Below are 13754 nucleotides of genomic sequence, written 5' to 3' on the forward strand. Positions count from 1 at the left end.
AATAGCTTAATTACAAATTGTAATCTAAAGAGACAGCCCATGAAAGTTTTTTTTGCTAGACTGGAAAAGATTGGATCTTTAAACAAATTAATCTGGTTCTTTTTTGCGGTATTGGCTGCGGTGGTAATAACCCTTTTATTTTCCGATACGCTTTTCCCCGATAAAGGCTTTGAAAGTAAATATGGTACCTACGAAGGCAAAAACCAGTCTATTTACCTCAAAGAGTAAAGTTTAATTGTTTCGCTTTATTAACGTAGGCTAAAACCATTTCTGTATTTAACTACTTGCCTTTCAAAAAGTATTTAGGACAGATTTAATGAATTAGTTAATTAATGCTTACCATAGAATAGGTAGGCAAAATGAGATGCTTTTAAATTAGAAATCACCCTATTATTTTATTCTGGTGGTTATTATTCCATCTATTCAGAGCCTGTTAGATGTTTATTAATTTTTAAACCTAATTCCACTTAGGTGGTTGAGATAACAGCAATTCACTTCTGTTATTAAATAAACATGCTCTCATCCTCATTCCTATTAAGACAAATACATAAACACTATATATTTAAAGCGATTTATTAATAAAACTAGTATTTTATTCATCCATAACACTAAATCTAAACTCATTTTTAATATAATTTTAATTTAATCAAAATATATAGGTCAAATTTCTACCAAGTCTATAATAAATATAAAAACAGCTTTAATAATTTATTTTACCCGTTTTTCTATTTTATACCAGAATAAAAAAGAAAACAGACACATTAAAGAACGCTTAAAAAAGCCTGGATTTTGAGCAAAACAACTTTTATTACATTTTAATATGGTATTAACGGGAGCTTAATTAGGGTAATAGATTTTTGCGACATTAAAAATAATGTGGCACCAATACTATTGAACCTATTAACTTATGAAAAAAATAGCTATCCCAACGAATTTATCCAATCAGTCTTTAAATCTAATAAAGTATGGTCTGCAAATAATGAAAGGCGAGACCTGCCAGATTTTTCTGCTTCACCTTATTCCGCTTCCAGATTCTATTCCTGATCTTTTAATGCTCCCCCGCGAAGAAGACCGGTTAGAAAGCGTAAACAGCGCTTTTAATAAAACCCTGGAACGCATACGAAAAGCCTATGCCGTGGAGATAAGCAATTTAGAAGTGGTGCACCTGTACGGCGAAGACCCGCTCAAAGTCAGAAACTTTATCGACAACTTAGCCATAGACTTGGTGCTGAGCCCGGTTGTAGATAAAAAAAGCAACGTAAAAAATACTTTTGACTCCTTCAGCAGCTTGATAAAAGATATTTCCTGCCCGGTGCTTTACATTCCGGACAACTTAGAGGCTATGCCTTTCCGGAAAATTGCTTACGTACTGGATACCGACGACAGATATACCCTTTTGCTCGATGATTTACTCATAAATCTTACATCCAGTAAAAATTACCATATTACCTTTTTAGTGGTATTTAAACCAGGCACCAATATGGATAAACTGGAATACGTACTTAATAAAGTTTACCTGAATGAGAAGCTAAAAGAACTAAATTGTTCTTTCCATTTAATTCAGGAAAATGATTTTACCGGTGGGGTATACACCTTTTTAGAAGAATTTAAGGTAGACCTGCTGGTAACCGGCCGCAAAAAGAATTTATTCGGCAACATTTTTACCCGCAAAAGAATCTCCAGCGAAGTGTCTAAGCACACCCGGGTACCTTTTCTCACCCTTACTTAGAGCCTAACCGCTAACCCAAAATTGGTATTAAAATCAGTTAAAAAAATTAGCCTTAAAGCTTAATCCAGATTTCTATGCTTCTTAAAACCAAGATTCCGGTATCGTACATACTGGGTAATATAAAATATGAAATATGTTTTGTAACAATTTATGTTACGCTTATTGGCATAACCGATAAATTTTTCCATGTGATGAATATTTCCATTCCGCTAGGCGTACCCATGGTTTTGGGTACAGTACTATCGTTACTGCTGGCTTTTAAATCTAACCAGGCTTATGACCGGTGGTGGGAAGCCAGAATTGTGTGGGGGGCCATTGTTAATGATTCGCGTACCCTTACCCGGCAACTGCTTAATTTTATGTCTGACCCGTACATGTCAGTTCAGGTAAAGAACTTTCAGGATCGGTTTATTAATCGTCAGATTGCCTGGTGTTATAGTCTGGGACAAACGCTCCGCAGCGAATCGCCCACCGAAGGCTTGCAAAAATACCTCGAGCCCGAAGAACTTAATTTTGTTATGAACCACGACAATGTACCCAACGCGTTATTACAACTACACGGCCGCGACTTAAAAATGCTTTTGGAAGAAGACCAGATTAATACGTTTCAGCAGGTTGAGCTAGAAAATACACTTACGCGCCTCTGCGACGCCATGGGAAAATGCGAGAGAATTAAGAATACGGTATTCCCGGTTACGTATAGCCTCTACATCCACTTTTCTTTATTTATTTTTATTCTGTTACTGCCCTTTGCGCTGCTCGATACGTTTGGTATTATGGTTATTCCCATGGTGGTTACCATTGCTGCCTCCTTCTTTCTCATCGAAAAAATGGCTATCCACCTGCAGGATCCCTTTGAGAAAAAGCCAACTGATACGCCCGTGACGACTATAGCCAGAACCATAGACCGCAACTTAAGGCAAATGACCAACGACCATCAAGTACCAGATAAAATTAATTACGGTAGCTTTTACGTACTTTAACCATCCATGTGAATAAAGCTGGGTTAACTTGGTTTTAAAGTTGTAACTCTAAAATTTAAACTAAACAAATCTATTACCCTATCGCCATTGTTAAACAATGGCGATATTTTTTATTATAACTTTTAATATAAAGTAAATCAAGCAGAAAAATTGTCGGGCATGAATCTTAAGCCTAGATATGAGCTAGTCGTAATAAAAAAAGCAGTATTCTTAACGTTTTTAGAAGTAGCCGAGAAAGAAAATTAATTAAAAAGAAAAAAGGAGAACGTAGGCTCCCCAATGGGGTAAGGCACCCCTTAATGCAGCCGAAACTGGTTAATAGTAGAGGGAGAATGGGTTTGATGAGCAATTTGCTGGTATCCGGCAGTAAGTTCCAAACTTTAATTGTGATTGATGAATATTTATATAAATACCTGATCCAGGTTTTCCAATTAATTTGACTGTACATTCTCATCATCTTTAATTAATTTAAATAGATTTAAGAATTATGTAATAAATATTCTGAAAGCAGAACTATTAATAAGGTAATTAACTGCTTAAATTAGTTTTGGTACTTAAATCTTAATTAAATATATTTAAGTGCAAATCTTGTATGATTGATCATAGCACCCTTTCCGATCTAGAACTAATAGCCTTATTAAGGCAGGGGCAGCATTTGGCCTTTACTCAGATTTTTAACCGGTACAACGGGCTTTTGTATATCTATGCGCTCAAAGTAATTAAGGATAAAAAAGAAGCAGAAGATGTGGTGCAGGAAATATTTATATCTCTTTGGGATAAGCGGGAAAATTTCGAACTCAAATCTTCGCTTTCAGCTTATTTATTTAGCGCCGTCCGGTATAAGTTTCTGGATTTAGTTGCAAAACAAAAAGTCAGGCTAGATTACACTGCAGAATTCCAGGCCTTTATCAATAAAGGCAGTTACTCTACAGATGATTATATAAATGAAAAGGAACTGGAAAGTTTAGTGGAGAAAGAAGTGGCCGTTTTGCCCCGCAAAATGCAGGAAGTATTTAAGTTTAGCCGCGATGCGGGCCTGTCTCACCGGGAAATTGCCCAGGAACTAAGTATTTCGGAAAAGACCGTCCGGAACCATATAAACCATGCCCTCAACATTTTACGATTAAAGTTAGGTATCATTTCCTTTCTCTCAATTTTATTTCCGCTATAATTATTTATTTTTTTAGGCCATAAGCCTTATTAACCCGACATGTAGTAGAAGTGGGTAGTCAACCGCTTTTACAATGGATAAGCATAAAGCTGAAGAATTACTTAAAAAGTACGCGCAGGGCCTCTGTACACCCGAAGAAAAAACGCTGGTGGAGTCCGGTTTTTTGCACGAACTAAAAAAGGATACCTTTCCCCCTTCCGAAGAAGAAATAGAAGCGGCGAGTGAGCGGATGCGCGCAAAAGTAAATGCGCATGTTTCTGTAGCACCCCATAACCGTACTATTCATTTTAACCGCAGAACCATCTATAGCAAAATTTCTGTAGCTGCCAGCATATTACTTTTAGTCTGTTTTAGTCTATACTTTTACAGAACCCACCAACCCGTTACCTCAATGCCGCCGGTTAGCCAAAACCAGGATATAAAGCCCGCTGGCAATAAAGCCACTTTAACCTTGGCAAACGGAAAAAAGATTTTGTTAGATGATGCCACTAGCGGCAAGCTGGCCGAAGAAGCCGGCATGGTTATAACCAAAGCCCAGGATGGGCAACTAGTTTATAACTTTTATGCCCGTAACAGCCCGGAAGATGAGCCTAATGCCGAGCGTGCTACTTACAATACTATTGAAACCCCCATTGGCGGCAAATACCAGGTAATACTGGCCGATGGCTCACATATATGGTTAAATTCAGCTTCTTCCATCCGCTTTCCGGTGCAATTCACGGCCCAGATCCGGAAGGTTGAAATAACTGGCGAAGTTTATTTTGAAGTAGCAAAAAATCCTGCTAAACCTTTTCAGGTGGCCGCCCAAAACCAGCTTATAGAAGTACTGGGTACGCATTTTAATGTAAATACTTATAAAGATGATAACGACATTAAAACCACACTGATAGAAGGCAGCGTGGCCATACAAGCCGGAGACAACAGAATAGTGCTTAAACCTGGTGAGCAATCGTTGGTAAACGAGGCGGCGGTTATCAGAACGGCGGCTGTAGATACAGAAGAAGTAATGGCCTGGAAAGAAGGCTTCTTTGTATTTAATAATACGCCTATTCTAATGGTAATAAAACAACTCGAGCGCTGGTATGGGGTAGAGTTTGAAACCACCAACCTGCCGCCTTACAAGTTTAATGGCAAAATTTCCAGACAGGTAACCGTGGCAGAAGTTTTACAAATGATGGAAATAACCAGTGGTATAACCTTTAAAACAGCAGGAAGGAGAATATATATGTTAAAATAATTACGCCCGGCAGTAACCAGGGCGCGGGAACGCCCTGGCAGTAAGAAAGGCATTTAGCCTATCAGCCTTTATAGTAAGATTAAATTTAAACCTAATTATTTTAAATTATATGAATTTAAACATTCATAGTACGCATATTATAAGCCGCAAAACTTTACGTCTGGGAAATTATGCTATTCGTTCTTTTAGGTTGCTTTTAATTATGAAACTTATCTTTTTACTAACCACCATAATTAGCTTACAGGCAACCGCTGCCGTTTTTTCGCAGAAAGTTACCCTTATCGAGAAAAATGCCCCACTGGAAAAAGTTTTACAAGCTATAAGCAAGCAAACCGGCTACGATTTGCTATATGAAGCTAATTATTTAAATAAAGCGCGTCCGGTTACCATTAATATTAAGAATGCCCCAGTGAAAGATGCGCTGGAAAAGTGCTTTAGCGACCAACCCTTTACCTATGTTCTTTTAAAAAATACCATCCTGATAAAGAGCATCCCCGAAATAAATAATACCCCGCTTACCAAGGCAGCCAGTTGGGTACTAAATGGTACGGTGGTAGATGAAAAAGGTGGCCCATTGCCCGGGGCAACCGTTCAAATAAAAGGGACGACCAAAGGTGCCTCTACAGACCTGAACGGTAAATTCATGATAGAAGTAGAATCGGAGAATGATTCTATTATGGTTTCTTTTTTGGGCTATATAACCCAGACCATTAGAATAAATAATAACCGAAATGTTACCGTAAAACTTTTACCGGATGTTGAAGGGCAAAAACTAAATGAAGTGGTGGTGGTTGGCTTTGGCACTCAGAAAAAACAAAGTGCCGTAGGTTCTCAATCAACCGTTAACCCGGCTGAATTAAAAACGCCGGTCAGGGATTTAACCACGGTGCTGGCCGGTCGTTTGTCGGGTATTGTGGCCGCCCAACGGGGAGGCGCGCCGGGAGCCGAAACAAATAATTTATTTATTCGGGGAGTCGGAACGTTTGCATCCAGTCCGCAGGGACCATTGTTAGTGGTAGATGGTGTGCCCGATCGTAGCATCAGTAATATTGATCCCGAAGACATTGAAAGCTTTACCGTTTTAAAAGATGCCAGCTCTACCGCCGTTTACGGTACCAGAGGTGCCAATGGCGTTATTCTGATAACCACTAAAAGAGGAAAAGTAGGCCGGCCGCTCATTAATGCGGAGTTTAATAAGGGTATAAATAAATTTACTTTCTTGCCCGAATTTATTGATGGCCCGGAGTTTATGACCTTGTACAACGAAGGCTTAACCATGCGGGGGCGTACGCCTTTGTACACCGAAGAAAGAATAAATAAGCATCGTTCCGGCGAAGATCCGGATTTATACCCGAATGTAAATTGGTACGAAGAGTTATTTAAAGATTACGGAGAAAATACCCGGTTAAATTTGAATGTGAATGGCGGCTCCGAAAATGCCAATTATTACATTTCTGCCGGTTATTTTGGTGAAACCGGTTTATTTAAAACCGAAAATATAGAAGCTTATAACTCCGAATTAAAGTTAGACCGGTTTAACTTTACGAGTAATGTAAATGTAAATCTTACCAGTACTACTAAACTAGATTTAGGTATAAACGGATTTCTGACCAACGTGAACCTGCCGGCTTTCGGCATTAATGATCTTTTTACCTTAGCTACCAGTTCTGCCCCGCACGTAATTCCAACGCAATATTCTAATGGCCAGTGGCCCCAGTTGCCGGGCACCCTAATAAGCCCCTACATGGCTCTTACGCAATCTGGGGTACGAAACAGCCAATATTCTACCGTACGCTCCAACATCCGGGTTACGCAAGATTTAAAAATGCTGGTAAAGGGATTAAGTGCCACGAGTATGTTTGCCTTTGATGTAAATGCAGCCAGCCTTTTAACCAGAAGCCGTACCCTGCAAACCTATTATGCCTCCCGCCGAGACAACGATGGTAATTTAATAACCGAAATTTCTTCTCCCGGCAATGAAGCATTAGGGTTTAGTGTTGCCCGGCAAATGGACCGCAGATTATACGCCGAAGCTGCCCTGAATTACAAGCGTGATTTTAACCGGCACAGTGTATCGGGTTTATTGTTATTTAACCAATCCGATTTCAGTAACGCCAATGTTACAACCTACCAGGCTTTTATTCCTTACCGGCAGCGAAATTATGTGGGTCGGGCCACGTACGGCCTGGACAACAAATATTTTGCCGAGGGGAATTTTTCATATTCCGGCTCCGATAATTTTATTCCCAGCAAACGTTATGGATTTTTCCCTTCTTTTGGCGTAGGCTGGATTGTATCTAACGAAGATTTTTATAAACCTATTAGCAATATCTTGCCGTTCTTTAAACTCCGGTATAGCTATGGTTTATCGGGCAATGCCGCCGTAAACGATCCCAACCTGCGCTTTTTATATCTTACCCGCATTGGCGATATGGGTAGGTACACCTTTGGCGAGCCCGGATCTTACCGCGATTTTGTGGGCCTAGGCGAAACCCGGATTGGCGGCGATGTACAATGGGAAACCTCTTATCGCCAAAACTTAGGCATAGAACTAAATATTCTTAAAAATATTGATTTAACCGTAGAGTTATTTAAAGAAAGAAGAGAAGGCATTTTATTGCCTAATTATGTAATTCCTTATAGCTCTGGCTATACCATAGATAATATTCCTTATAACAATATTGGTAAAACCAAAAACAAAGGCATAGACATAACCCTGGAATATAATAAATCCTGGACGGAAAAGAAATTTGTTTCTTTTAGAGGGGTGTTTAACTATAACCAGAACTTAGCAGTTTTTGATGGCTTACCCGAATGGCGGTACCCGTATTTAAACCGCATAGGCCAGCGTATTAGCCAGCGTTTTGGGTACATTGCTACCGGCTTGTTTCAAACCCAGGAAGAAATAGAAAATGCCGCAATACAGGCCGGTGATGTACGGCCGGGCGATATTCGATATAAAGATTTAAACGGCGACGGTATAATTAACAGCGATGACCAAACCGCTATTGGCTACGGCGATATTCCGCGCATTATTTATGGTTTAAGCGTTGGCGGGGGAATAAAAGGATTTGATATAAGCCTGTTTTTCCAGGGCGTAGGCCAGGTAGATTTTAGTTATAATGCCGGCCGGGGTACCACCCCATTTAGCGAGGGGCCAACTTATGGCAATATGTACAAAAAAGTTCAGGATCGCTGGACGCCCGAGAACCCGAACCCCAATGCTTTTTACCCCCGGTTATCAACCAACCAGGATATTACCACCAATTATTACACCAGCACCTGGTGGATTCAGCGGGCCGATTACCTCCGGTTAAAACAAGCTGAAATTGGCTATACGCTAAATCAAAGTGCGTTTTTAACCAATGCACACATAAAAAAAGTAAGGCTGTTCCTGAATGGTACCAACCTGCTCACTTTCTCACCCTGGAAATTCTGGGACCCGGAACTGGGCAATGGCACCGGGACCATTTATCCGAATATAACTACTTATAACTTAGGGGTACGTGTTAATTTCCAATAAAATCAGAAAATGAAAAAGTTAATAAATATTAAAGTACGGTTTGTTTTATTCTGGTTATTAACCTTTGTTACCACCAGTTGTAAAGACGATTATTTTGATACGCAGCCGGATAATATTGTAACCATAGAAAAAATATTTACCAACCGGGAGCAAACCGAAAGGTGGCTGGCCGGGCTGTATACCGATATTCCGAATACCTGGAATCTGAATAATTTTGTTTATGTTTTTACCACCACCACCGACGAACTGGATGCCGGTAACTGGAATACCCCGGCCCTGAATAGCGGTGCTATAAGTTCAGGTAATACCCCAACCAAGTTTACCACTTATTACCGAAATATCCGGCTGGCTACTATTTTCCTTGAAAATATTGACCGGAATACCGAACTTCAGGTGTTAGCAAACGGTCCGGAATTAATACTGCAATACAAAGGCGAAGCCCAATTTTTACGGGCCTATTATTACTGGTTACTTATGAAAGAACTGGGCCCGGTAGTAATTATGCCTTTAAAATCTGTTAGTCCGGAAGATGTTTTGCAAATACCCCGTAGCAGTTGGGACGAGTGCGTCGCATTTGTGCTAAATGAAGTTGCCGAAGCCAAAAAGAATTTACCGCTCGATAATTATATAGTAGGAACTACCCAGTTCGATAATACCCAGGTGGGCCGCATTAACCAGGTAATTGCCACGGCTTTGGAATCGCAGATTTTGCTGTATCATGCCAGCCCCTTGTATAATGGCAACTCCGAAATGGCCGACTTTAAAAACCTGGACGGAAAGCAACTAATTAGCCAAACGTATGATGCTGCCCGCTGGGCTCAGGCGGCCCAGGCCGCTAAAGCCGCTATTGATATTGCCGAAAGACAAGGCAAAAGTTTGTACCGGGTAAACGATGCCAATCCGTTTCAGGCGGCTTTTCTTTCTACCCGCAATTTATTTTGGGACGGTGCCAAAGCCGAAGGCGTTTGGTTACGGCCCGAAAGTGGGATAAGAGATTGGGAATTTACGGGTGCCCCCCGCTCCATTCAGGGTACTGCCTATAATGGGCACGCGGTGGTGCAGCGTTTGGTAGATGAATTTAGAATGGCTGATGGTTCTCCTATAACCGGTAACCCGACTTATAAGGAAAATGAGTATGTAAATACCACTACGGCGTATTATGTGGCAGGTACCAACAGAATGTATACCAACCGCGAACCGCGCTTTTATTCCTACATTACCTTTAACGGGGCTTTAAATCCGGGAGTACCCAAAGCGGGCGCTAATAATGCCCGGGTTGAGTTTTTTAATACTGGTACCTCCGGCAAAGCCGGTGCCCCCCGCGATTGGCCAAGAACCGGTTATACCGTTCGCAAAAATATTCCGCCCACTTTTAGTGCCAATCCTTACGTTACTATCGGGCGCCCAACCATGTTAATCCGGTTAGCGGAGTTGTATTTAAATTACGCCGAAGCTTTAAACGAGTCGGACCCGCAACACCCCGATGTATTAACTTATTTAAATGCCGTCCGGACCAGAGGTGGTTTGCCGGCCTTGCAAGGTGGCACCCAGGAGCAGTTGCGCAGAGAAATTCGTTTAGAAAGACGCATTGAACTTTCTTTTGAAGGTCATCGGTATTTTGATGTCCGCCGCTGGAAAATAGCCGACAAAGAAGGCGCTAACCAGGGTGGCGAATTTTATGGGATGAATGTAAATGCCGGCACCTCTTTATCCGACCCTAGTTTCCATGTGCGCACCTTGGCGTTTACCCGGGCTCCCTGGCAGCGTAAATTTTATTTTATGCCTTATGGCCAGAACGAAATGGACCGCAATAAATCTTTGGTTCAGTTTCCGGGATATTAATCGATATTTTTTTGTGCCGAGACCAATTATTGGGGTGTATTATCCCCGCTAAGTATTAATAACATTAAGAAAAATTATAAGAAGATGTTCAGACTAAAAAATATACTTTTTTTGGCCCTGGTACTGGTTTTTGGGGCCTGCAGCGAGGATGTTCCGCCTTACGAAGAACTGACTGACTCCAAAGAAGGAGCCCGCATATTTATTGCCAAAGCAAATTTGGGCGTGCAAAATTTAACCATCTTTCCTTATACCGATGACGAACGTATGTTCCAGTTTAATGCGGGTTTCGGGGCGCTGGGCTTGCCCGCTAACGATATACAAGTTTCTTTTCAGGAAGACAGCCGCGTGTTTGATAGCATTAATAATATTCAGGTGGCAAATGGTTTAGAGCCGTACGAGCACTTTCCGGCGGGTGCCTATACCCTAGATAAATTAGATTTAACCATTCCGAAAGGCGGCTTATCATCGGACCTAGCCACCCTGAAATACAAATCAAAGCAGTTTGATGCCGCTAAAAATTACCTTTTGCCTTTAAGTATTAAATCGGCATCGGGTTATGCTTTAAATCCTTTAGCTAAAACACTTTTAATTGTAGCTCCTAAGCTCGAAGCCCGGCCGGCCAATACTACCGGCTGGGTGGCAACCGCCTCAACCGAGCAGCCCACCGGCGAAAATACCGGTTTAGCCTCGGCTGTTTTGGATGGCAATATTAATACCATCTGGCACGCCCGCTATAGCCCGGGCCCGGAAGCTACTTACCCGCACTGGATTAGCATCGACATGAAAAAGCAATATTATGTTACTAAAATTGCCATGGCCCCGCGCCAGAACAACCCCCGCGGATTTACCCGCTTTAAGTTAGAAGGCAGCACCGATGGCGTCAACTGGTTTGTATTAGGCGATAATTTAACTTTCGAGCCGGGCAATATTAATTACCAGACTTACCCCATAACACCGCAATATTTAAAGAATATTAAATTAACCATGCTCTCTGGGTTACAGGGGCTTAGTTTTTTGTCGGAGTTTGTGGTTTATTCTTATTAATTACACAAAAAACAGCGTGCCGGGGCCAATAATTTTATAAAACTTACCGCCTTACCCTGGCGCAGCGGATTAAGCAAAAAGTGTCTGGTTTTAACTAATAAATTAACCTCTGCTAAACGGGTTACCAAAACAGAAAGCATTCGCAGTACTTTAATTACCTGTTTTAAACACCTAAGTAAATGAACAAAAATAGCTTTAAATAATCAGGGTTTATTCTGCTGTTATGCTGTATAGCAACTTTTGTTTTACCTGTAGTAAAGCACAAGCCGCTTGCAGCACAACCGGTTCGGGTAGTTTAATCTATTTTTATTCATTTGCCTGATTATTAAAATATTAAAATAATACATGAAGCATCACAAAATTAGTTTCTCCTTTATTTTATTCGTTTTATTCTTTTATTCCTTTACGGTTAGGTCGCAGCAAACCGAGGTAGCTTTAATACCGGAGCCGCAAAAGAAAGCATTGCTGACCGGTACATTTTCATTATCGGCTAAAACGCCCTTGGTTTATGCCGGCGAAGATGCACGGGCCGCCGCCGAATTATGGAATGCGTTTTTATTCAGTAACTACGGCTATAAGCTTAAATTAACCAAAGGCAGTAGTGCTCCGGCCGGCAGTATTTTTATTAAAACTGATAAAAATGCCGCTTCCGAAGCCTATTCTTTAACTATAAAAAACAATAAAATTGAGTTGAGTGGCAAAGCTGCCGGGTTATTTTACGGGGTACAAACCTTGGAACAATTAGCGCCTTTGCAAAAAAGTACCGCACTTAAATTTCCGAATATCAGCATCCAGGATGCACCCCGGTTTGGTTACCGCGGCCTGATGCTGGACGTAAGCCGCCATTTCTTTTCGGTAGAATATGTAAAGCAGTTTATTGATGTTATGGCCCATTACAAACTAAACCGGTTTCACTGGCATTTAACCGACGACCAGGGCTGGCGCATCGAAATAAAAAAATATCCGAAACTGCAAACCGTTGGGGCCTGGCGCGAACCCATGGATAATATTCGCAACTCGCCGTTTACCAAAAATGGCCGCTACGGCGGATATTATACCCAGGAGGAAATAAAAGACGTGGTAGCCTTTGCTGCGAAACGCCATATTACCGTTATTCCGGAAATAGAAATGCCTGGCCACTCCACGGCGGCTTTGGCTTCTTATCCGCAGTTGGGTTGCACCGGCGGTCCCTATACCGTATTACGCCACGGCATGATTAACAAAGAAGTATATTGTGCCGGCAGCGATTCTACGTTTGCCTTTTTGCAGGATGTACTAACCGAAGTAATGCCTTTGTTCCCGAGCCAATATATTCATATCGGCGGCGACGAAACCCCCAAAGAACGCTGGAGCCAATGCCCGCGCTGCCAGGCCCGCATTAAAAAAGAAGGCCTGAAAAACGAGCACGAACTGCAGAGTTATTTTATTCAGCGCATCGAGAAATTTGTAAACAGCAAAGGCCGTAAAATTATTGGCTGGGACGAAATATTAGAAGGCGGTTTGGCCCCCAACGCTACGGTAATGAGCTGGCGCGGCGAAAGCGGTGGTATTGCCGCTGCCCGCCAGAAGCACGATGTAATTATGAGCCCCTACACCTACTTATACCTGGATTATTACCAGGGCAGCCGCAGTACCGAGCCCCCCGCTTTCCCGGCTTTTTTGCCCCTGGTTACCGTGTATAACTACGAGCCTTTATCCGATTCTTTAACCAAAGAGCAGCATCAATATATAAAAGGCGTGCAAGGCAATGTGTGGGGCGAAAATATTAGCACCGGCTCCCACGTCGATTACATGACGTATCCCCGGGCTTTAGCCGTATCTGAAATTGCCTGGTCGCCGGCCACTGCTAAAAACTACGACCGCTTTTTGCAGCGCTTACCGGTACGTTTGGCCGCTATGGAAAAAGCAAAAGTAAACTTCAGGATTCCGGAGCCGGTAGGTTTTAAAGATATGATTACCACCGAAAGCAGTGTTATCCTTAACCTGGCCCCTACAGTAAAAGGCGCCACCGTTTATTATACCACCGATGGCAGCGAACCAACCAGCAGCAGCAGCAAGCAATACACTCAGCCGGTTACCTTAAATTTAACTGAGAATGAACCCGTTGTAGTAAAAACGCAGGTGGTATTGCCCTCCGGACGGAAAAGCGCGGTTTATCCGGCAACTTATACCCGAAAAGCCTTTAAACCGGCCGCAAGTGTGCAACCAACCAAGCCTGGAATTAC

Annotated in this window: 9 protein-coding genes; all 9 read left to right on the top strand. The window is 41.8% G+C overall.

Annotated elements, in window-relative coordinates; genetic code table 11:
* Positions 1–39 precede the first annotated feature (39 nt).
* Positions 40–228 (top strand): hypothetical protein, encoded by a 189-nt coding sequence (locus ACO1R6_RS06125; protein WP_486263095.1) that lies wholly within the window; start codon positions 40–42, stop codon positions 226–228.
* A 679-nt stretch (positions 229–907) separates the two neighbouring features.
* A complete protein-coding gene (locus ACO1R6_RS06130; protein WP_486263097.1) occupies positions 908–1729 on the top strand; it encodes a hypothetical protein in 822 nt (273 codons plus the stop codon).
* Positions 1730–1803: 74 nt separating this feature from the next.
* The gene (locus tag ACO1R6_RS06135) at positions 1804–2712 is read left to right on the top strand and encodes a bestrophin family protein (RefSeq protein ID WP_486263099.1); all 909 of its coding nucleotides are present in this window, start codon (positions 1804–1806) and stop codon (positions 2710–2712) included.
* A gap of 592 nt (positions 2713–3304) precedes the next feature.
* A complete protein-coding gene (locus ACO1R6_RS06140) occupies positions 3305–3883 on the top strand; it encodes an RNA polymerase sigma factor (protein WP_486263101.1) in 579 nt (192 codons plus the stop codon).
* Positions 3884–3956: 73 nt separating this feature from the next.
* Positions 3957–5120 (top strand): FecR family protein, encoded by a 1164-nt coding sequence (locus ACO1R6_RS06145; RefSeq protein WP_486263103.1) that lies wholly within the window; start codon positions 3957–3959, stop codon positions 5118–5120.
* Positions 5121–5322: 202 nt separating this feature from the next.
* Entirely contained in the window at positions 5323–8643 is a 3321-nt protein-coding gene (locus tag ACO1R6_RS06150) for a TonB-dependent receptor (protein WP_486263105.1), read from the top strand.
* Between the two features lie 9 nt (positions 8644–8652).
* The gene (locus tag ACO1R6_RS06155) at positions 8653–10485 is read left to right on the top strand and encodes a RagB/SusD family nutrient uptake outer membrane protein (protein ID WP_486263107.1); all 1833 of its coding nucleotides are present in this window, start codon (positions 8653–8655) and stop codon (positions 10483–10485) included.
* Positions 10486–10569: 84 nt separating this feature from the next.
* Positions 10570–11529 carry a discoidin domain-containing protein gene (locus tag ACO1R6_RS06160; protein ID WP_486263109.1) on the top strand — a complete coding sequence of 320 codons (960 nt, stop codon included), beginning with the start codon at positions 10570–10572 and terminating at the stop codon, positions 11527–11529.
* A 345-nt stretch (positions 11530–11874) separates the two neighbouring features.
* Positions 11875–13754 (top strand): beta-N-acetylhexosaminidase (locus ACO1R6_RS06165; protein ID WP_486263111.1); only part of this gene is annotated, 1880 nt, incomplete at its 3' end.

Source organism: Adhaeribacter sp. (genome assembly GCF_057359045.1).

Bases quoted from the DNA above. Each gene is read 5' to 3' on its own strand.
- ACO1R6_RS06125 (WP_486263095.1), top strand. From the start codon at position 40: ATGAAAGTTTTTTTTGCTAGACTGGAAAAGATTGGATCTTTAAACAAA.
- ACO1R6_RS06130 (WP_486263097.1), top strand. From the start codon at position 908: ATGAAAAAAATAGCTATCCCAACGAATTTATCCAATCAGTCTTTAAAT.
- ACO1R6_RS06135 (WP_486263099.1), top strand. From the start codon at position 1,804: ATGCTTCTTAAAACCAAGATTCCGGTATCGTACATACTGGGTAATATA.
- ACO1R6_RS06140 (WP_486263101.1), top strand. From the start codon at position 3,305: ATGATTGATCATAGCACCCTTTCCGATCTAGAACTAATAGCCTTATTA.
- ACO1R6_RS06145 (WP_486263103.1), top strand. From the start codon at position 3,957: ATGGATAAGCATAAAGCTGAAGAATTACTTAAAAAGTACGCGCAGGGC.
- ACO1R6_RS06150 (WP_486263105.1), top strand. From the start codon at position 5,323: ATGAAACTTATCTTTTTACTAACCACCATAATTAGCTTACAGGCAACC.
- ACO1R6_RS06155 (WP_486263107.1), top strand. From the start codon at position 8,653: ATGAAAAAGTTAATAAATATTAAAGTACGGTTTGTTTTATTCTGGTTA.
- ACO1R6_RS06160 (WP_486263109.1), top strand. From the start codon at position 10,570: ATGTTCAGACTAAAAAATATACTTTTTTTGGCCCTGGTACTGGTTTTT.